General features: G+C 63.3%; 19 protein-coding genes. 11 read left to right on the forward strand and 8 right to left on the reverse strand.

The genetic code is table 11. From position 1 onward, the window contains the following. Window positions 1–113: 113 nt before the first annotated feature. The gene (locus ISS99_RS11800) at window positions 114–443 is read left to right on the forward strand and encodes an Imm58 family immunity protein (protein ID WP_204631818.1); all 330 of its coding nucleotides are present in this window, start codon (window positions 114–116) and stop codon (window positions 441–443) included. 261 nt (window positions 444–704) lie between these two features. Here ISS99_RS11800 and ISS99_RS11805 read toward each other — a convergent pair whose 3' ends face one another. Next, on the reverse strand, window positions 705–1,547 hold the full coding sequence (locus ISS99_RS11805; protein WP_204631819.1) for a helix-turn-helix domain-containing protein: 843 nt from the start codon (window positions 1,545–1,547) through the stop codon (window positions 705–707). A 126-nt stretch (window positions 1,548–1,673) separates the two neighbouring features. Between ISS99_RS11805 and ISS99_RS11810 the strand changes: the two genes are divergently transcribed. Further along, window positions 1,674–2,687, forward strand: coding sequence for an alpha/beta fold hydrolase (locus ISS99_RS11810; RefSeq protein ID WP_239537913.1), 1,014 nt, complete (start codon window positions 1,674–1,676; stop codon window positions 2,685–2,687). A gap of 92 nt (window positions 2,688–2,779) precedes the next feature. Here the strand turns inward: ISS99_RS11810 and pepQ are convergent, their stop codons facing one another. The 6 genes from pepQ to rph all read right to left on the reverse strand — a co-directional run bounded on the left by pepQ (window position 2,780) and on the right by rph (window position 9,490). After that, window positions 2,780–4,090, reverse strand: a complete 1,311-nt coding sequence (gene pepQ, locus ISS99_RS11815; RefSeq protein ID WP_204631820.1) for a Xaa-Pro dipeptidase — start codon at window positions 4,088–4,090, stop codon at window positions 2,780–2,782. Window positions 4,091–4,181: 91 nt separating this feature from the next. Next, window positions 4,182–4,520, reverse strand: a complete 339-nt coding sequence (locus ISS99_RS11820; protein WP_204631821.1) for a PilZ domain-containing protein — start codon at window positions 4,518–4,520, stop codon at window positions 4,182–4,184. Further along, window positions 4,517–6,919 (reverse strand): DUF1631 family protein, encoded by a 2,403-nt coding sequence (locus tag ISS99_RS11825; RefSeq protein WP_239537914.1) that lies wholly within the window; start codon window positions 6,917–6,919, stop codon window positions 4,517–4,519. The genes ISS99_RS11820 and ISS99_RS11825 overlap by 4 nt, the downstream gene beginning before the upstream one ends. Before the next feature lie 72 nt (window positions 6,920–6,991). After that, entirely contained in the window at window positions 6,992–8,155 is a 1,164-nt protein-coding gene (gene hemW, locus ISS99_RS11830; protein ID WP_204631822.1) for a radical SAM family heme chaperone HemW, read from the reverse strand. A 3-nt stretch (window positions 8,156–8,158) separates the two neighbouring features. After that, window positions 8,159–8,758 (reverse strand): RdgB/HAM1 family non-canonical purine NTP pyrophosphatase, encoded by a 600-nt coding sequence (gene rdgB, locus ISS99_RS11835; RefSeq protein WP_204631823.1) that lies wholly within the window; start codon window positions 8,756–8,758, stop codon window positions 8,159–8,161. A gap of 3 nt (window positions 8,759–8,761) precedes the next feature. Beyond that, entirely contained in the window at window positions 8,762–9,490 is a 729-nt protein-coding gene (gene rph / locus ISS99_RS11840) for a ribonuclease PH (RefSeq protein WP_204631824.1), read from the reverse strand. Window positions 9,491–9,566: 76 nt separating this feature from the next. On the opposite strand from rph, the gene ISS99_RS11845 reads away from it, so the two are divergent. The 7 genes from ISS99_RS11845 to ISS99_RS11875 all read left to right on the forward strand — a co-directional run bounded on the left by ISS99_RS11845 (window position 9,567) and on the right by ISS99_RS11875 (window position 14,777). Further along, the gene (locus ISS99_RS11845; protein ID WP_204632655.1) at window positions 9,567–10,424 is read left to right on the forward strand and encodes a YicC/YloC family endoribonuclease; all 858 of its coding nucleotides are present in this window, start codon (window positions 9,567–9,569) and stop codon (window positions 10,422–10,424) included. Between the two features lie 108 nt (window positions 10,425–10,532). Continuing rightward, window positions 10,533–11,162: a guanylate kinase gene (gene gmk / locus ISS99_RS11850; RefSeq protein WP_204631825.1), complete on the forward strand. Its 630-nt coding sequence runs from the start codon at window positions 10,533–10,535 to the stop codon at window positions 11,160–11,162. Between the two features lie 93 nt (window positions 11,163–11,255). Then, the gene (locus ISS99_RS11855; protein ID WP_204631826.1) at window positions 11,256–12,092 is read left to right on the forward strand and encodes an ABC transporter ATP-binding protein; all 837 of its coding nucleotides are present in this window, start codon (window positions 11,256–11,258) and stop codon (window positions 12,090–12,092) included. Next, window positions 12,089–12,865, forward strand: a complete 777-nt coding sequence (mlaE, locus tag ISS99_RS11860; protein WP_204631827.1) for a lipid asymmetry maintenance ABC transporter permease subunit MlaE — start codon at window positions 12,089–12,091, stop codon at window positions 12,863–12,865. The genes ISS99_RS11855 and mlaE overlap by 4 nt, the downstream gene beginning before the upstream one ends. A 37-nt stretch (window positions 12,866–12,902) precedes the next feature. Next, window positions 12,903–13,775 (forward strand): outer membrane lipid asymmetry maintenance protein MlaD, encoded by an 873-nt coding sequence (gene mlaD / locus ISS99_RS11865; RefSeq protein WP_204631828.1) that lies wholly within the window; start codon window positions 12,903–12,905, stop codon window positions 13,773–13,775. A gap of 23 nt (window positions 13,776–13,798) precedes the next feature. Next, a complete protein-coding gene (locus tag ISS99_RS11870) occupies window positions 13,799–14,482 on the forward strand; it encodes an MlaC/ttg2D family ABC transporter substrate-binding protein (RefSeq protein WP_204631829.1) in 684 nt (227 codons plus the stop codon). After that, window positions 14,469–14,777, forward strand: coding sequence for an STAS domain-containing protein (locus tag ISS99_RS11875; RefSeq protein WP_204631830.1), 309 nt, complete (start codon window positions 14,469–14,471; stop codon window positions 14,775–14,777). Before ISS99_RS11870 ends, ISS99_RS11875 begins: the two co-directional genes overlap by 14 nt. Before the next feature lie 74 nt (window positions 14,778–14,851). Here ISS99_RS11875 and ISS99_RS11880 read toward each other — a convergent pair whose 3' ends face one another. Further along, the gene (locus ISS99_RS11880; RefSeq protein WP_204631831.1) at window positions 14,852–15,715 is read right to left on the reverse strand and encodes an MlaA family lipoprotein; all 864 of its coding nucleotides are present in this window, start codon (window positions 15,713–15,715) and stop codon (window positions 14,852–14,854) included. 191 nt (window positions 15,716–15,906) lie between these two features. On the opposite strand from ISS99_RS11880, the gene rpoZ reads away from it, so the two are divergent. Both rpoZ and ISS99_RS11890 read left to right on the forward strand, forming a co-directional pair. Continuing rightward, entirely contained in the window at window positions 15,907–16,197 is a 291-nt protein-coding gene (gene rpoZ, locus ISS99_RS11885; RefSeq protein ID WP_204631832.1) for a DNA-directed RNA polymerase subunit omega, read from the forward strand. Between the two features lie 139 nt (window positions 16,198–16,336). After that, on the forward strand, window positions 16,337–18,499 hold the full coding sequence (locus ISS99_RS11890; RefSeq protein ID WP_204631833.1) for a RelA/SpoT family protein: 2,163 nt from the start codon (window positions 16,337–16,339) through the stop codon (window positions 18,497–18,499). Window positions 18,500–18,562 lie beyond the last annotated feature (63 nt).

Raw genomic sequence — 18,562 nt, forward strand, 5'->3', positions numbered from 1 at the left:
ACACTTCCCTTGGCTCCGGCACAAAGTGGCGATCAAATAGTGGATGTTCCTGTTCTGCCTTGATCGTCAAGTCAATGTCGCGACTTCTCGCGGCGAGCGTTTGGAGCAGGATTATGAAAATAAATGGCTGGAAGTTGGCTACGGTAGTGCTCACCCTATGCTGTCTCGGTCTGGTATGTCGCGCATTTGATCAAGACATAACTCGGACATACATCGATGCCAGCTCAGAACAGTCAGCTCGACACAGTGAGTTATTGGCGAATATTGTTCAGTTCGAATGGAAAGGGCTATCCGAAGAGCAGTTAATGTCCAAGCTCGAAACATATGTCTCCACTCAGCCAAAAGATGCAGTCATATTGAAGCGCGATCCGGATACAAATGCGATTTACCTCGATGGAGTTCGTTTCGAATTTAAAGATGGAAAACTAACAAAAGTGCTTTGATCACTGCGAATCGCCATTAACGGTTCCGAGTTCAGGAACCAAAGGCGAGGCGGCGACTTGAGTCTTCAGAACACTTTTCTAGACTTGCCTTGTGGTCAGACTGTCGCCGCACGAACGAGTTCTTCCTCAATGACAGTCTGGAGGCGGTTGGTTCGTGTGCGCTGTTTTGAAGGTGTGCGCGGATACGTCGTCACGAGCGGCGACATCCACATCGTGCTCCACGTTGGGGGATAAGGTCACCAACTGGCTTCTCCTCTATGATCAACCCGCATCCAAATCGTCCCGAGCCAGCTTCCTGCAAAACTCAGCCGTAGCCTCATCCATCGGAAACGTCGATTCGATGTGCAAATCATCGAGCGTCACGTCGCGTGGCGTACCGAAGGTGGTGATGGTGGAGAAGAAATTGATCTGCTGGCCGTCCACACGAAAAATCGTGGTGAGCAATGGAGAAGGTGCGATGCCCGGGTCGCGGACGCGCCATTGCATGGGCACGCCGGGATAGGCAAGCGCTTCGTCCAGCAGTGCGCGCGCCACGCTGTCGGAAGGCGTGTTGGCTACGGCATCGTGAAGATGGCGGATCAGGTCGCCGGCGACGTCTTCCCAGTTGACGATGGCGGAGCGCAGGTCGTTGGGGTCGAAGATGCTGCGGATCATGTTGCGGTGGGGGCTGGTGGCGCCGCGCAGCACGAAGTTGGCGATGCGCTCTGCGGCGCGATTGGCTTGCAAGATGTCCCAGTGACGGTTGAGCAGGAAGGCCGGGTAGGGTTCCTGCTGCTTGAGCATGTATTCGATGGCACGGTTCACTTGCGCCAGTGCAGGTGTGTCGAGCGCGGTTTCGGGATACTTCGGCGCATAGCCCGCGGCCACCATCAAGGCGTTGCGTTCGCGCAACGGCATGTCCAGTGCATCGGCCAAGCGCAACACCATGTCACGGCTGGGGTGGGACTTGCCGGTTTCCACGCAACTGAGGTGACGCGGCGATATGTTGGCTGCCAGGGCAAGGTCGAGCTGGCTCAGCCGCCGCGTGGTTCGCCATTCGCGCAACAAGGTGCCGAAGCGGGCGGCCGGCGATGACGGTGACAACTTGCGCGCAACGGTATCCATCCAGTAGTGCAACCTTTGAGAGACCGTCGCGGATACTAAGGTGGCGCCCAGGAGAAAGCCATGACCTCGCTGGTCAAGACGATATGACCTCGGAGGTCATTGATTGCCTGTGCCGCAAAGGGAATCATGCTCACCATCCACAACGGGGGAAACTTCATGCAGCGCAGGGCTTTTTTGCAGTTGGCGGCGGGTGTGCTCGCTTCGGGCGGTTTGGCCGGCCTTGCGCCGCGCGTCCTGGCCGATGCCATTGAACATCGGGGGATGGATGCGAAGAGCTTCCACGCCAGTCGGCGGTTTATGCAGACGTCGTTCGGCCGCATCGCCTATGTGGAGCGTGGGACGGGGCCGGCGGCGTTGTTCCTGCACGGGTTTCCTTTGAACAGCTTCCAATGGTGCGGTGCGCTGGACCGTCTGTCACCTTACCGCCGCTGCATCGCGCCGGATTTTCTTGCCCTGGGCTATACGGAAGTGGCGGAAGGCCAGAGCGTGGCACCGGATGCACAAGTGGCCATGCTCATCGCTTTGCTGGATGCGCTGCACGTATCGACCGTCGATGTGGTCGCCAACGATAGCGGCGGCGCGGTGGCTCAGCTTTTCATGACGCGCCATCCCGAGCGCGTGCGCACCTTGCTGTTGACCAATTGTGATACGGAGCACGAAAGCCCGCCGGCAGCGATGAAGCCGGTGATCGAGATGGCGCACCAAGGTACCTATGTGGATCGGTGGCTGGTGCCGTGGCTGGCGAACAAGACGCTGGCACGTTCGCCGCAGGGTTTTGGCGGGATGTGCTTTGCCGACCCGACCGATCCCACTGACGAGGCGATCGAGTGCTATTTCACGCCGCTGACGAGTACGCCGCGGCGCAAGGCGCTGGTGAATGCCTATGCGATTGCGCTGGAACACAATCCGCTGGCCGGTATCGGCGATGCGTTGCGGCGTTGCAAGGTGCCTACGCGGATCGTGTGGGGTAAGGACGACACGATCTTTTCGGTGGCCGGCGCGCGTTATCTGGATGAAACGCTCGGGCATTCGCTCGGCGTGCGCTATCTCGATCACGCCAAGCTGTTCTATCCGGAAGAGCGGCCGGACGTCATTGCGTCGGAAGCCCGTCGGTTGTGGAGCTTGGTCGGCGAGGCTTGAGCCGATCGGCACGCGTCGGTGCTGAGGCGAAGTTGTCCTGGTTCTTTCAACCCTCCCCTGCCGAGGCAGGGGAGGATGTCGTGCCACGCTGATTACACCGATGCAAACGCATCGCGTGTGAGGTTTTCCGGCTCGCCGCGCGTGCACACCACATCGTCTTCGATGCGGATGCCGCCATAGGAGCGGAACGCATCGACCTTGGCCCAGTCGATGTCCTTGGCGGCAGGTTTGTCGCGCAGTTCGTCCAGCAGCATGTCGATGAAGTACAGGCCGGGTTCGATGGTGACCACCATGCCCGGTTCCAGCGCACGCGTCATGCGCAGATACGGATGCCCTTCGGGGCGGGGAATGCTGCCGCCGCTTTCGCTGGCCTGGAAACCCGCGACGTCGTGCACCTGCAGGCCGATCGGGTGGCCCAGTCCGTGCGGGAAGAATGCGGCGGTAATGCCCGACTGCACGGCGCTTTCGGCGCTTGCGTGGATGATGCCGTGTTCGCGCAGCACGTCGGCCAGGGTATGGTGTGCGTAGACGTGCAGCGCTGCATAGCTCTGGCCGTCCGTCACCTTGGAAACAAAATCCAGCTGGGCTTTTTCCACGCTGTCGATCAGTGCCTGGAATTCGCCGTGGCCGGCTGCCGCATAGGTGCGGGTGATGTCGCTGGCGTAACCGGACGCGCTACCGCCGGCATCAATCAGGAAGGAACGGCTTTGCGACGGCGGCGTGCGGTCGAAGTGGGTGTAATGCAGGATCGCGCCGTGCTCGTTCAGGCCGACGATGCTGGGGTAGGGCAGTTCGGCGTCGATCTGCCTGGCGGCGGCAAGATAAGCGAGGTGGATGCCGAACTCGCTCTCGCCCGCGCGGAAAGCTTTCTCGGCGGCGCGATGGGCGCGCGCACCAATGCGGCTGGCTTCGCGCATCAGCTCCAGCTCGTAAGGGGTCTTGTAGCTGCGATGCCAATGCAGGTAATCGACCACGGCCGGAGGATTGTTGATCTCCACGCCGTCGATTTGCGGGCAGTTCGGCGCGATGACGGCGCAGTTGTCTTTCGGCAGCAAAGCTACGGCTTCGGCGCTGGTGCGTACGATGGTGATATCGAACTGGTCGACCCAGTAGCCGCTCGGTGCAGCCGGCACTACGTGCCAGTAATCGCGTGGCTGCACGAAGATCAGCTTCGGTTTGTGGCCGGGGGTGTAGACCACCCAGCTGCCTGGCGTGTCGGTCAGCGGCAGCCAGTGCCGAAAATGCGGGTTGGCGACAAAGGAGTAATCCTGATCGTCGAGGAATTTGCGCAGCGGCGTGCTTGCAGCAACCAGCAGATGATCGAAACCACCCAGCGACAATGCCTTATCGGCGCGCGCGCGCAGGGTGGCGATGTGTTGGGCGTACGGGAGTTCCAGGCTCATGCGGCATTCCGGCGGGGGCTTCAGCCTGCCAGTGTAGCCCCGGAGCGCCGGTGAGGGAGCGTGCTGCGCCACGGGGCGCGCCGCTCCCGCATCAGGCTTGCTGCAACCATTGATCCAGTTGCGTCGCGTCCGCACTGCCGATGGCGATGATCCGGTAGCCGGCCCAGATCTGGCCTGGCGTGGCGGCCGGTTCGTGCCACTGTTCCTGGATGCCGATTTCGATCGTCTGCGCGGTGCCGTCATTGCGCAGCAGCGGCAGGCTCACCTGGTACACCGCGTCGCTGCGCGGTGCGCGCTGGCCGATCAGCAGCATGCCGTTGTTGGACAGGTTGCCCAGGTGGCCCAGCACGTGGCCGCTGATCGAGTCGGTGACGGTGACGCTGTAATCCGGGCGCTTGCGTGGCGCGCGGCGTTGGTCGGGGCTGTTCACGTACGCGCCTCCGCTGGGGCTGATGCAGGCCGGAGCAGGCTGGTGGTCAATGCGTGCCAGGCGCGGTCGAGCAGGTTTTCTTCTTGCGCAGCTATTTCGCGCACGCGGCCGTTGGCGATTGCGCGCGCCAGCTCTTGCAGGTTCATCACGTCGCTGCGCTGGCCGCGGCGGTTGACGAACAAGCTGTTGCCGGTGACCGGTGAAAACCAGGCCAGCTTGCGTTGCGCGGTTTCACCCGTGTCCGGGTCGGTGAACTCGAACCAGGTGCCGAAGGGCAATTGCCGCAGATGATTGTGGATGCGCGCTTCACGTATGCCCAACGGCGGCACGACCGCGGCCTCTGTGACGGGCACGGTGGCTTCCTGGCCGCGTTGTTCGCCAAGGCGCTGACGCTGCTTGAGGCGTATCGCCAGGTCGGTGGCGCTGGGTACGTCCGCGGTGCGTGGCGGCACGACCGGTTTGGGCTTGGCTGGCGGAGGCGTGGGAACGGTTTGTGCCGGCGGTTGGATCGAGGCGGGCTCTTCTTCGAGCAAGGACGCAAACGTGCTGGCTTTGACCGGCGCCGCCTCGGGTTCCCGCTGCGGCATCGCTGGCGGAAGAGGTACTTCGGCAGCGGGAGATGTTTCGATGCCGATGAGTCGTTGTGCGACTTGTTCTGCTTCCTCGCTGTTCATGCCGATCTGCTGCAGGCCGGTTTCCACTTCGTGCCGCAGTTGCACCGGATCGGTCACCGGGAACTGGTTCAGCAGTTGGTCGGTGACGCGCAGTTGCTGCCGGAATCCATCGCTGTGCTCGCCGTGACGCAGCAGGTTCAGGGCCAGCACATCGGTCCACGCGCGTTCCAGCAAGGTGCGCAGCAGGCCGCGTGGCGAGGCGAGCTTGAAGCGTTCCGCCATCAACTCGTCGGCACGCTGGCGCGCCTGCTCCAGGCGTTCGCGGCCCTGCATGGCTTCGACGTGGCGGCGTTCGGAGGCCTGTGCCTTGCGGGTCAGTTGCGACAGGTTGTAGTCGATGTCGGCGAGCAGGCTGGTGTAGAGGCCGGCACTCGGCGGCTCCTCCTGCGCGCGCTCCACCAACTGGCCGAGCTTGGCCAGCAATTGGTGGTCGGTTTCGCCATTGGGACCGGCAAGCCAATGATTGACCGTCTCGGCGAGTTTGCCGAGCACCTGGCGTGCGGGGTGCTCGCGCTGATCGAAGAAGTCGCGATCCTGGATGGCCAGGCGCAGCAGCGGCAGTTGCAGATTGCCGAGCAGCTGCCGCGCATCGGGGCCGTGTTGCAGCTGGGTGGCGAGCTGTTCGAACAGCATGGCGACAAGCTCCACCGTGTCGCCTTGTTCGTCGCTGAGCTGCATGCGAGCCGCGCCGGAAGGAAGGCCGGTGTTGAGCTGCAGCAGCAGTTCTTCGTGCAGGCGTTGGGCGCTGCGCAGTTCGCGGCTGGTGTGGTCGGTAACCTGCACCACGTGTTGCTGCAGGGCGCTCAATGCAAGCTGCAACTCTTCCGGCGTAGCGGTGCGCGCGCCTGCGTTGGGGGCGGGCGCCGCAGCGCTGGCATGTTGCCGCGCCAGCAGGTCTCGCAGCGTTTCCAGCACGGCGATGGGTTCGCTGCGCTCGCCGGGGTTTGCCGCTGCGGCTGGCGCGGCTCCCGGCGCAACAGCCGCGTTGCCGCTTTGCGTCGGGCCGTGGCTCGGCCGTACCGCGGCAAAGGCGCGAAATTGCGGCAGGATGCTGTCGGCGAGCAGCTTGGCGTTGATTCCGTCGTAGAGCGAGACCAGTGCGCCACCGACGCTGTTTTCGAACACCTGCAACAGCATCAGTCGATGTTCGATCGGCAAGTTCAGCGGATCACTGGCCGCGCGCAGGATGCGGGCAATGTTTTGCGGTCCCGGCGGCAGGTCCATGCCTTCCAGCGGGGGCGCACCCACCAAGACTGCAAGGCGATAGGACAGCTCGGACAACAAGGCACCGTTGTGTGCTTCGGTGCGCGCGGCGAGTTTGTCGAGCGCTGCGGTCAATTCGTGTTCGGTGCGGTCGAGCAGGGTCAGCGATTGCAGGCTCAGCGGTTGTGGCGCTTCGTCATCGTCGATGCGGCCCATTTGCTCGAAGCTGTCGCGCAGACGCGCCGCGAACGATTGAATGAAGCCGTCGCGACCTTGCTGCACGAGATTGCGGCTGTCGAAACAGCGCTGCTGTTCGAGATGGTTGCGCGATTTTTCAGCCTGTTCGTAGAGACGTTTGTCGAAGCGATCCAGGCACAGGCGCAGCGTCGGTTCGATCCAGTGATCGCACAGCGTGCAGGCAGCGTCGATCAGTTTGCGCGCACGCGCGGGCATCTCCTCGCCATAGGCGCGGCGAGCGTGATCGCGAACGGCAGAAGGATGCGCCTTCGATTCCACATCCATGACCCAGGTCCCAATCTTTCCCCAGTGGAAAGTGTAAGGGGTAACTGGCCTGCCGTCATGCGACGCAGAGATTCAGTCCAGGAAGCTGGCGATGACGTCGTTGAGGAAGCGCTGGCCCAGGGGGGTGGTGGTGAGGCGCTCGGGATCGGCGACCAGCCAGCCACGCCGATAACCTTCGGTCAGGCGGTGCGCGATCTGCTGTACCGGCAGCCCGGTGCGTGCGCTGAAGTCTTCGATGGAAACGCCCTCGATCAGGCGCAGTGCGTTGAGTGCGTACTCGAACGGCAGCTCCGCCGCGGCGACCTCGGCATGCCCGCCTATACGAGTCTTGCCGCCGGCCGCTTCCAGGTAGGCGTTGGGGTGGCGGGTTTTCCAGCGTCGCAAGACCTTGCCGGCGACGGCGTCGGTCACTTTGCCGTGCGCGCCGGCGCCCAGCCCCAGGTAGTCGCCAAAGCGCCAGTAATTGAGGTTGTGTTCGCAGCGCCGCCCAGGCTGGGCGTAGGCGGAAATTTCGTATTGCGCGTAGCCGGCTTCGGCCAGCCGCGCTTCGCAGGCTTCCTGCATGGCCCAGGCCGCGTCGTCGTCCGGCAGCGGCGGGGGGTGCGCGGCGAATACTGTGTTGGGTTCCAGGGTGAGCTGGTAGTGCGAGATGTGGGTGGGCCGCAGGGCGAGTGCGCCCTCCACGTCGGCCAGCGCCCCCTCCAGCGATTGCTCGGGCAAGGCGTACATCAGGTCGAGGTTGATGTTGCCGATGCCGGCGTCCTGCGCCGATTTCACCGCGGCTTGCGCTTCCCCGGCCGAATGGATGCGGCCCAGGCGCTTGAGCTTGTCGTCGTCGAAACTCTGGATGCCGAATGAAATGCGATTGACGCCGGCCGCCAGGTAGCCGTCAAAACGACCATGCTCGACCGTGCCTGGGTTGGTCTCCAGGGTTATTTCGCAATGTTCCGCAAACGGCAGGCGCTCGCGGACGCCATCCAGGAAGCGGGCGACCAGATCCGGCTGCAGCAGGCTGGGGGTGCCGCCGCCGAAAAAGACGCTGACGATCGGACGGCCGTTCAGCGCTTCGCCAAAATCGGCACGGTCTGCGTCCAGGTCGGCTAATAGCGTGTCGACGTAAGCGGCATACGGCGGCTCGCCGCGCATCCCGTGCGAGTTGAAGTCGCAGTAGGGGCACTTCTTTACGCACCACGGCACGTGCACGTACAAGGCCAGCGGTGGAGCGATCAGCGGCATGGCTCAGGCGCGCAGTTCGGCGATGCGGGCATGCAGTTGGGCCATGGCCTGCGCGCGATGACTGAGGCGATTTTTCACGACCGGTTCCAGCTCGGCGGCGCTGAGCAGCTGTTCGTGCGGCAGGAACAGCGGGTCGTAGCCGAAGCCGTGCGTGCCGCGCGGCGCTTCCAGCACGCGGCCATGCCAGCGACCTTCGGCGACGATCGGGGCAGGGTCGTCGGCATGCATGAGCAAGGCCAGCACGCTGATGAAGAACGCACCGCGTCCTTCAGCCGGTATGCCGTCGAGTTCGTGCAGCAGCTTGGCGTTATTGGCGGCGTTGTCGCCATGGCCGCCGCTGTAGCGCGCGGAGTACAGGCCGGGCGCGCCGCGCAGATGGGCGACGCAGAGCCCGGAGTCGTCGGCCAGCGCCGGCAGCCCGGTGATACGAGATGCGTGACGCGCCTTGAGCAGCGCGTTTTCGACGAAGGTGAGGCCGGTCTCCTCGGCATCTTCGACGCCCAGTTCGCTCTGCGGAATCACCTCAAAATGGCTGTCGGCAAGCAGGGCGTTGAATTCGGCAAGCTTGCCGCGGTTGCTGCTGGCGAGAACGATGCGTTGCATGGGTCAGTTCGATTCCAGTGCTTCGCGCTGCAAACGCACCAGTTCGCCGATGCCTTTTTCGGCGAGATTGAGCATGGCGTCCATTTCGTCGCGGCGGAAGGCGTGGCCTTCGGCGGTACCTTGCACTTCGATCAAGCCGCCGCCGTCGTTCATCACCACGTTCATGTCGGTGTCGCAGTTGGAATCTTCGGCGTAGTCGAGATCCAGCACCGGCATGCCCTGATACACGCCGACGGAAATGGCCGCCACGGCGCCGACGATCGGATTGCGCCGCAGGTTCTCGCGCTTCATCAAGACGCTGACGGCATCGACCAGCGCCACGTAGGCGCCGGTGATCGCCGCCGTGCGGGTGCCGCCATCGGCTTGCAGCACGTCGCAATCCAGGGTGATGACGCGCTCACCCAGCGCCTGGCGATCGACGCATGCGCGCAGGCTGCGGCCGATCAGGCGCTGGATTTCCATGGTGCGCCCGCCCTGGCTGCCGCGGGTGGCCTCGCGCTGCGTGCGGGAGGAGGTGGCGCGCGGCAACATGCCGTATTCGGCGGTGACCCAGCCCTCGCCTTTGCCGCGCAGCCAAGGCGGCAGGCGGTCTTCGACGCTTGCGGTGCACAGCACACGGGTGTCGCCGAAGGCGATCAGCACGGAGCCTTCGGCATGGCGGGTGTAGTGGCGCTCGATCGAGATGGAACGCAATTGATCGTTGGCGCGACCGCTAGGGCGGGACACTGTCATAGGAGCTTGGTTGGGCAAGTCAGGGCGGGACAGTTTACCATTGCCCCCTTTCAGCATCGCCCAAGGCCGTTTCCCGATGATCCGCAGCATGACTGCCTACGCCTCCGCCGAGGCCGCTACCCCCGCCGGGGTGCTGACGTGCGAGCTGCGTACGGTCAACCACCGTTATCTGGAGATCAGCCCGCGCCTGCCCGAAGACCTGCGCAATTTCGAGCCGGCCTTGCGCGAGCGCATTGCCACGCGCCTCTCGCGCGGCAAGGTGGACGTGATCGTGCGCCGTGGCGAGTCGCGCGGCGAATCGCTGCAGGTCGACCACGTGCTGGTCGCCCGCCTGGGCGAACTGGCCCTGGATATGGAGAGCCGTTTTCCGCGCCTGCGCGTCGAATTCACCGAATTGCTGCGTTTCCCCGGCGTGCTGCAGCATGCCGAAGTGGATCAGGACGCCCAGCAGGCCGCTTTGCTCGGCGTGCTGGATCGCGCTCTGGATGCCCTCACGGCAACCCGCGAGCGGGAAGGCTCCAAGCTGGGCGAGATTTTGCGGGAGCGCCTGGACGGCATCGAGCGCATCGTCGCCGACGTGCGTGTGTGGATGCCGGAGATTCGCGTCGCGCTGCGCACGCGCCTGGAATCGCGCCTGGCCGACCTGAAGCAGCCCGCCGATCCTGGCCGCCTGGAGCAGGAACTGGTTTTGCAGGTCACCCGTTCCGACGTGGACGAGGAGCTGGACCGGTTGAGCACCCACATCACCGAAACGCGTCGCGTGCTGGGCCTCAAGGAGCCGGTGGGCCGGCGCCTCGACTTCCTGATGCAGGAGTTCAACCGCGAGGCGAACACGCTGGGTTCCAAATCGGTGGATGCGCGCAGCACGAACGCAGCGGTTGAGCTGAAGGTGCTGATCGAGCAGATGCGCGAACAGGTGCAGAACATCGAATGAGAACGCTGCGCGCTACTGCGACGCCACGCTCATCGTGGCCCCTTACCCCAGGACGCCTCCCCCTTTTTAATCGGGGCTGGGGCAGCGGGGACGAAGGAGCTGCGCGTCATGTCGGCTAATCACGGCGGCACGCTGTTTATCGTGGCGGCCCCCTCCGGGGCGGGCAAGTCCACCTTGGTCAATGCCTTGCTGGAGCGCGAACCCGGCATTTCGCTGTCGATCTCGCACACCACGCGCCCGCCGCGGCCGGGTGAGCAATACGGCCGGCACTACTATTTTGTGGAGCGCGCGGAGTTCGAGCGCGAGGTGGCCGAGGGCATTTTTCTCGAGCACGCCGAAGTGCACGGCAATTTCTATGGCACCTCGTGCAAGACGGTGCAGGAGTTGTTGGAGCAGGGCCGCGACGTGCTGCTGGAAATCGATTGGCAGGGGGCGGCGCAGATCCGCAAGACCAAGCCCGATTGCGTGAGCGTGTTCATTCTGCCCCCGTCGCGGACCGAACTGGAGCGGCGCCTGCGCGGTCGCGGATCGGACAGCGAAGAGGTGATCGAGCGGCGCCTGCGCAACTCGCGAGGCGAGATCGCCCACGCCCACGAGTTCGATTACATCGTCGTCAACGATCGTTTCGAGGACGCGCTGGACGGGATTCAGGCCATCGTGCGGGCCGTACGCCAGCGCAGCGAACTGCAATGCCAGCGGCATGAAGCCCTGATCGGGGAACTTCTGGCCGAGGACTAGGCTCTCTTTGGGCTCGGGTGATTACTACACTGGTCCGTATAGCATTGGATGCCCACTTCAGTTAACTTCAACACTTTGGCTGCTCCCCCGCCTATGACCACTACCGTCCCCGCCAAGTCCGACGATCGTGCCCTGGTGCGCATCCGTGGCCTCACCACGGTGCTCAGCGGCAAGACCGTGTTCGACGCCCTGGACCTGGACATCCCGCGGGGCAAGGTCACGGCCATCATGGGCCCCAGCGGCACCGGCAAGACCACCCTGCTCAAGCACATTACGGGGCAGATGCGCAGCGGCCGGGGCGAGGTGCGGGTGGATGGCCTGAACGTGCCGGAGCTGTCCCGCGACCAGCTTTTCCAGCTGCGCGAGCGCATCGGCTATCTGTTCCAGAATTCCGCGCTGCTCACCGATTTCGACGTCTTCGAGAACGTGGCCTTCCCGCTGCGCCAGCACACCAAGCTGCCGGAAGTGCTGATCCGCAATATCGTGCTCACCAAGCTGCAGGCCGTCGGCCTGCGCGGTGCGGCCGCGCTGATGCCCAACGAGCTGTCCGGCGGCATGGCGCGGCGCGTGGCGCTGGCGCGTGCGATCGTGTTCGACCCCATGCTGATCCTGTACGACGAACCGTTCGTGGGGCTGGACCCGATCGCCCTCAACCAGGTGCTGAAGCTGATCCGTACGCTCAACGACACGCTGGGCATCACCAGCGTGCTGGTCGCGCACGAGCTGGCGGCCATCAAAGAGGTGGCCGATCACGTTTTCCTGATTGCCAACGGCAAAGTGGTCGCCCAGGGCGACCCGAAAACCATCGCCGACGACGGTTCGCCGTGGACGCGCCAGTTCTTCGGGGGCGAGGCCGATGGCCCGGTGCCGTTCCAATACCCGGCTGGCGATTACGCGCAGGCCCTCGGTTTCAAGCAAGGTGAGGCATGAGCGCGCAAACCGGACGCAGCAATAATGTGGTGATGGATTCGCTGGCGCAGATCGGCCACTGCGGGCTGTTCCTGCTGCGCATCCTCGCGTCCGTTCCGCGCAGCATGCGTTACGTGCGCGAAACGGTGCGCCAGCTTTGGTTCGTGGGGGCCATGAGCCTCACCATCATCATGACTTGCGGCTTGTTCGTGGGCATGGTGCTGGGGCTGCAGCTCTATCACGTGCTGGCCATCTTCGGCGGCACTTCCGCCACCGGATCGGTGGTGGCGCTGGCCATTTACCGCGAGCTGGGGCCGGTGGTGACCGCGCTGCTGTTTGCCGGCCGCGCAGGCACTTCGATCACCGCAGAAATCGGCCTGATGCGCGCCACGGACCAGATCGCCGCGATGGAAATGATGGCGGTCGATCCGATCGCCTATGTGGCCGCTCCGCGCTTCCTGGCCGGCCTGATCGCCATGCCGCTGCTGTGTTGCGTGTTCTGCGCCATGGGCGTTTTCGGCGGTCATCTGGTGGGCGTGTCCTGGCTGGGCATCGATAACGGCACCTTCTGGTCGAACATGACCGCCACCGTGGACGTGTGGCAGGACATCGTCAGCGGTGTGGTGTGGAAGAGCGCCGCCTTCGGTGCGGTGATTGCGCTGATTGCCGTGTTCCAGGGCTATACCACGCCCCCCACCAGCGAAGGCGTGGCGTATGCCACCACGCGTACCGTCGTGGCCTCGTCGATCGCGATTCTCGCGTTGGACTTCGTGCTCACCGCCTTCCTGATGTGACCATCATGACTATTTGCTTCTTTTTGAGGACTTTGCCGTGAGCCAGAGAAAATCCTATGCCGTCGGCACCGGCATGTTCATCGTGCTCGGATTTGCCGCGCTGGCTTATCTGGCCACGCAGACCAGTTCGATCGCCAACAGCCACCAGGGCGCCAGCTATGCCGTGCAGACCCAGTTCGCCAATGTCGGGCAGCTGAAGGAGCGCGCGCCGGTCAAGGTGGCGGGCGTGCGCGTGGGGCAGGTGCAGTCGATTTCGCTGGAGCCGGGCAAGGACGTCGCCGACGTGACCTTGTCCATCGAAAAGAAATACGGCCAGATCCCCACTGACTCGGTAGCGACGATCTACACCAGCGGATTGCTGGGCGACCAGTATGTGGGCGTGCAGTTCGGCAGCGCAAAAACCTTCGTCAGCGATGGCGGTCACCTTGGCCTGACCCGCTCGGCGACGTCGCTGGAAGACATGCTCAGCAAGTTCGTGGGTGCGGGCGGGGCTGCCGATGCGATCGGCGGCACGTTCTCGGTCAAGGCCGACTTCACCAACGTGGGGGCGCTCTCGGTGGGCGCGCCGGTGAAGATGTCCGGCGTGGCCATCGGCAGCGTGGCCTCGATCAAGGCCGATCCGACCAAGCTCGACGCCGAGGTGACCCTGGCCATCGATAAAAAGTTCAGCCAGATCCCGGACGATTCGTCGGCCGCCATATTCACCAGTGGTTTGATTGGCAGCCAGTATGTTGCGATCCAACCCGGTGGCTCGCCGAATTCCCTCAAGGATGGTGACCAGCTCGTGCTGACGCAGTCGTCTATGCAGCTGGAAGACCTGATCGGCAAGTTCCTGGTGAATGGTTCGTCCAGTGGCGCCAACAACGCCGGTGGCAACGGTTCGTCCAATACCCCTGCCGGCAAGCATTGAGCCGGCCTTACTAGGAGTCATCCATGTTGCGTCACCTGGCTATTGCCACCGCCATCGCCCTGGGCAGCATCGTGATCGCCGCTCCCGCCTTCGCGCAGGATGCATCGAGCGCACAAGCATCCAACGCAGCGACACCCGAAGCGGTGGTGCAGGACATCGTCAACAACCTCAACACCCAGATTGCCGACCACAAGGCCGAGCTGCAGAACAACAAGCAGAAGCTGGTCGGGGTGATCAACCAGATTTTCCTGCCGCATTTCGATACCGATTGGGCATCGATCCTGGTGTTGGGCATGCATGCCCGCGAGGCGACGCCGGAGCAGCGCGCGCGCTTTGCCAAGGCGTTCTACAGCTCGCTGACCAGCCGTTACGCGGAAGGGTTACTGAGCTACTCCAAGGGTTCGGTGAAGGTGTTGCCGTTCCAGGGCGAGCTCAACGACAAGTACACCGTGGTGAAGACCCAGGTCGAAACCGACGACAAGAAGCAGATCGCCGTGAACTACGTGTTCCACAAGACCGCCGACGGTCAGTGGAAGGCGTATGACGTGATCATCGAAGGTATTTCCTACATCACCAACTATCGCAACCAGGTTGATGCCCAGATCAAGAAGGAAGGCCTCGACAAGCTGATCCAGGATCTGGAATCCGGTGGCGACAAGGTGTTGCAGCAGATGGACAAGGACAACAAGGGCAATGGCGCCAAGTAAATCTGGCCAGTTTCAGGTCGCATCGAACATACCGGACACGGTCAGCGTGTCCGGTACCTTGAATTTCGCCACGGCGGCGAGCGCGTTGAAGGCCATGCGCGCGGCATTCGACAAGCACGATCGTCACACGCTGGACCTGTCCGGCGTGGTTATCTGCGACAGTGCCGGCCTGGCCTGCATACTGGCGGCGCTGGCGGAAGCCGACCAGTGCGGCCAGCGGGTCGCCGTGCACCACGTCCCGGAAGGCATGCAGGCGCTGGCGCAGGTTTGCGGCGTGGAGCCGATGCTGCACTAAGGGAAGGGCTGTTTCGGGACGCATAAAAACGGGGCTTTGAGCCCCGTTTTTTTGCCTTCGATGAATCGCCGACCTTACTCGTTTCCGGACGGCTTGCTCGAAGGGTTCTGCTTTTGCTTCTGCTCCCACTGCTGTTGTTCTTTCAGCAGTTCGGCGGGATCGAAATTCTGGTTGGAGTTGTTGTTGTTCGAACCCTGGCCCTGCTGCAGTTTCAGCATGACGTCTGCGGGCGGGTTGCCGTCGTAGAGCTTGTTGAGACGGGTCTGGCGCCACGCATCGCGTACGAACGCATAGGGATCGTAGGCCGACTGCAGGAAGCTGTCGGCATCGAGCAGCTGCGCACGCATCTGGATGAAGTACACCGCCTCGGGGATGTAGTACTGGCCCCAATGGAACTGGTGATTGCGCTCGAAGTAGCTGATGGGATCGAACAGGTAGCCGTCAACCGGGTACTGCCAGACGTCGCGGAAGGTGGACGGCCCCAGCAGGGGGATCATCAGGTAATCGCCTTCAGGCACGCCCCAACGGGCCAGGGTGATGCCGAAGTCGGTTTCCTTCAGCGGGATCTTCATCTTGGTGGCCGGGTCGAAGAAGCCCGCCAGGCCCACCGTCATGTTGATCATGAAGCGGCCCGTATCGGTGATGGCATCGCTCGGGCGGGCCTGCAGCATGCTGTTGGCGATGCTGATCGGCAGCTTGATATTGGTGAAGAAGTTGCTGACGCCGGTCTGCACCGGCTTAGGGGTGACCTTGGTGTAGCCCACGGCCACCGGACGTAGTACGTGCTTGTCCAGCGCCATGTTGAAGGCGTAGCTCTTGCGGTTGAACTTCTCCAGCGGGTCGTCCGTGCGCGGCGGCGCGATGGCGCAACCGACCAGCAGGGTGACGGCGGCAAGCGGGAGGACGCGGCTCAAAATACGACGAGGCAGGGAGGGCATGGGGGGATCCGCTGCAAATTGGGAGGCTTTCTTAAAATTGTACTTTCTAGTTTTATATTCTGCACGACTTACGGCGGCGTTTCGAGCTGGCGTACGGCAGCCCGACATGATAAGAGTCAATCGCATTGCCAGCCAAGTGGCCGGCCGATAAACTGTAAGGCCGCATAAGTTTTTATTGTTCAAGGATTTCTATGGCCCGCATTACCGTGCAAGACTGCCTCGAGGTGGTCAACAACCGTTTCGAACTGGTGCTGATGGCGACCAAGCGCGCCCGCCAGTTGGCCAACGGAGCTGAACCGGCGGTCAACCCCGACAACGACAAGCCGACGGTGTTGGCACTGCGCGAAATCGCCGACCGCCGCATCGACCAGGCCACTATCGACGAGATCGACCGTGCCGAACGTGAACGCGCCGAACGCGAAGCGCTGGAGTGGGCTGCGCAGGAAGTGGATGACGATCTCTCCAAGGGCGGAGACGACTGATGGAAGGCGGCGGCTGTCGACCCAGTCGTCACGCCGGCCATGCCGGGCAAGCAGGTTGCGTCCCGCATTCTGTTTGCCATGATCCAGACAGTTACCTTTTAGACAGCGAGGCGAGCGCCTGAACGGGCGTCGTGAATCCATGACGGCGGCCACGCATCCCGCTTCGGAGGATACGTCCGTATTGCCGCCCTATGTGCTGGCGCTGAAAGAGCGCATCGCCTACCTGCCTGAGCAGCACGTCGCGCGCGTGGTGCGCGCCTATGAAGTAGGCGCAGTCGCGCACGAAGGTCAGACGCGCAAGAGCGGTGAGCCGTACATCACCCATCCCATCGCCGTGGCCGGCATCCTGGCCGAGATGGGCATGGATGCCGAGACCATCATCGCGGCGATCCTGCACGACACGCTGGAAGACACCTCGTTGAGCCGTGCCGCGCTGGCCGGCGAGTTCGGCGAAACCGTGGCCGAACTGGTCGACGGCGTCACCAAGCTGGACAAGATGCGCTTTTCCAGCCGGCAGGAGGCGGATGCGGAAAGCTTCCGCAAAATGCTGCTGGCGATGGCGCGCGACTTGCGCGTGATCCTGATCAAGCTGGCCGACCGCCTGCACAACATGCGTACGCTGGGTGCGAAGGAATCCGACTCGCGCCGGCGCATCGCGCGCGAAACGCTGGAAATCTACGCGCCCATCGCCCAGCGCCTGGGCATGAACAAGATCAAGGCCGAGCTGCAGGATCTCGGCTTCCACGCACTTTATCCGGACCGCTACCGGGTGATCAGCGAACGCATTCGCGCTGCCCTGGGCAATCGCCGCGAAGCCATGGGGCGCATCGAAGGCGCCTTGTCCGCGCGCCTGATCGACGAGCATATTCCGGTGCGCGTGGTGGGGCGGATCAAGTCGCCGTGGAGCATCTATTCGAAAATGCGCAGCGAGCACAAAAGCTTTGCGCAGCTGATGGATGTGTACGGTTTTCGCGTGGTCACCGACAGTGCGATGAGCTGCTACGTGGCGCTCGGCGTGGTGCATGCGCTGTATAAGCCGGTGGATCGCCGTTTCAAGGATTTCATCGCCATTCCCAAGGCCAACGGCTATCAGTCGCTGCACACCGTGCTGCTGGGGCCGTTCGGGGCGCCGATCGAGGTGCAGATTCGCACCGAAGAAATGGATTCGGTAGCCGAGCGCGGCGTGGCGGCGCACTGGGCGTACAAGACGGAAAGTGGACCGGCCAACAGTGCGCAGGCTCGTGCGCGCGAATGGCTTGCCGCGCTCGCCGACAGCCAGGCGAATACGCCGGAGGCGGCGGAATTCATCGAGAACGTGAAGATCGACCTGTTCCCGGATGAAACCTACCTCTTCACGCCGCGCGGCGACATTCTGTCCCTGCCTCGCAATGCCACGGCGCTGGACTTTGCTTACGCCGTACATACCGATGTGGGCGATCACGCGGTGGCGGCGCGCGTCGACAAAAAGCTGCTGCCTCTGCGCACGCGGCTGGAGTCGGGCCAACTGGTCGAAATCATCACGGCGCCGTCGGCGGTTCCCAATCCGGCCTGGCTGGAATTCGTGGTCACCGGCAAGGCGCGCACCGCCATTCGCCAATACCTCAAGCACCTGCAGCACGAGGACGCGGTCGATTTCGGGCATCGCATGCTCGATCGCGCACTCGACGTGCTAGGCACCAGCCTGGATTCGATCCAGCCCGAAGCGCTGGAAAAATTCCTGCACAAATCCAAATTCAAGCGCCTGGAAGAACTGCTCTCGGATATCGCCCTGGGCAACCGGATGCCCGACCAGGTGGCCAGCCAGCTGGTTGCTTCGCGCGGTGCCACGGCGCGTGGCGCGCCGATCACCCACGTCGCGGAAAAAATTCGCATCACCGGTGCCGAGCGCGGCGTGCTGAGTTTCGCCAATTGCTGCCATCCGCTGCCTGGCGACGACATCATCGGCTATCTCTCGCCCGGCAAGGGCATCGTTGTGCATCGCACCGAATGCCCCAACGTGGTCGAGCTGCGCAAGTTCTCCGAGCGCTGCGTGCAGATCGAATGGGACCGCGACGTGCAGGGCGATTACCGCGCCGAGCTGCGCATCGAAGTCATCAATCGCCCCGGTGTGCTGGCGACGGTGGCGGCGGCCATCGCGGCTGCCGATTCCAATATCGAAAACGTGGAATACGTCGAGCGCGACATGGCGGCGGCCACGCTGCTGTTCACCATCGAGGTGAAGAATCGCAAGCACCTGGCCGAAGTGATCCGGCGTGTGCGGCGGACCGGTGTGGTTAGCGGCGCCTATCGGTATCCCTTGTAACCGGCGCGGACGGTGCAGGTTTTTTCCGTTCCCCGCTAAACTCCTGGGCTTAGCCACTACGGA

Source organism: Dyella mobilis (genome assembly GCF_016904945.1).
GTDB lineage: Bacteria > Pseudomonadota > Gammaproteobacteria > Xanthomonadales > Rhodanobacteraceae > Dyella_B > Dyella_B mobilis.

What these genes read in the sequence shown, in the direction of transcription:
- ISS99_RS11880 (WP_204631831.1), bottom strand. Translation starts at nt 15,715, where the DNA reads ATGCCCTCCCTGCCTCGTCGTATTTTGAGCCGCGTCCTCCCGCTTGCC.
- ISS99_RS11845 (WP_204632655.1), top strand. Translation starts at nt 9,567, where the DNA reads ATGATCCGCAGCATGACTGCCTACGCCTCCGCCGAGGCCGCTACCCCC.
- mlaE (WP_204631827.1), top strand. Translation starts at nt 12,089, where the DNA reads ATGAGCGCGCAAACCGGACGCAGCAATAATGTGGTGATGGATTCGCTG.
- hemW (WP_204631822.1), bottom strand. Translation starts at nt 8,155, where the DNA reads ATGCCGCTGATCGCTCCACCGCTGGCCTTGTACGTGCACGTGCCGTGG.
- ISS99_RS11875 (WP_204631830.1), top strand. Translation starts at nt 14,469, where the DNA reads ATGGCGCCAAGTAAATCTGGCCAGTTTCAGGTCGCATCGAACATACCG.
- ISS99_RS11800 (WP_204631818.1), top strand. Translation starts at nt 114, where the DNA reads ATGAAAATAAATGGCTGGAAGTTGGCTACGGTAGTGCTCACCCTATGC.
- rpoZ (WP_204631832.1), top strand. Translation starts at nt 15,907, where the DNA reads ATGGCCCGCATTACCGTGCAAGACTGCCTCGAGGTGGTCAACAACCGT.
- pepQ (WP_204631820.1), bottom strand. Translation starts at nt 4,090, where the DNA reads ATGAGCCTGGAACTCCCGTACGCCCAACACATCGCCACCCTGCGCGCG.
- ISS99_RS11810 (WP_239537913.1), top strand. Translation starts at nt 1,674, where the DNA reads ATGCTCACCATCCACAACGGGGGAAACTTCATGCAGCGCAGGGCTTTT.
- ISS99_RS11855 (WP_204631826.1), top strand. Translation starts at nt 11,256, where the DNA reads ATGACCACTACCGTCCCCGCCAAGTCCGACGATCGTGCCCTGGTGCGC.
- rdgB (WP_204631823.1), bottom strand. Translation starts at nt 8,758, where the DNA reads ATGCAACGCATCGTTCTCGCCAGCAGCAACCGCGGCAAGCTTGCCGAA.
- ISS99_RS11805 (WP_204631819.1), bottom strand. Translation starts at nt 1,547, where the DNA reads ATGGATACCGTTGCGCGCAAGTTGTCACCGTCATCGCCGGCCGCCCGC.
- ISS99_RS11870 (WP_204631829.1), top strand. Translation starts at nt 13,799, where the DNA reads ATGTTGCGTCACCTGGCTATTGCCACCGCCATCGCCCTGGGCAGCATC.
- ISS99_RS11825 (WP_239537914.1), bottom strand. Translation starts at nt 6,919, where the DNA reads ATGGATGTGGAATCGAAGGCGCATCCTTCTGCCGTTCGCGATCACGCT.
- rph (WP_204631824.1), bottom strand. Translation starts at nt 9,490, where the DNA reads ATGACAGTGTCCCGCCCTAGCGGTCGCGCCAACGATCAATTGCGTTCC.
- gmk (WP_204631825.1), top strand. Translation starts at nt 10,533, where the DNA reads ATGTCGGCTAATCACGGCGGCACGCTGTTTATCGTGGCGGCCCCCTCC.
- ISS99_RS11890 (WP_204631833.1), top strand. Translation starts at nt 16,337, where the DNA reads ATGACGGCGGCCACGCATCCCGCTTCGGAGGATACGTCCGTATTGCCG.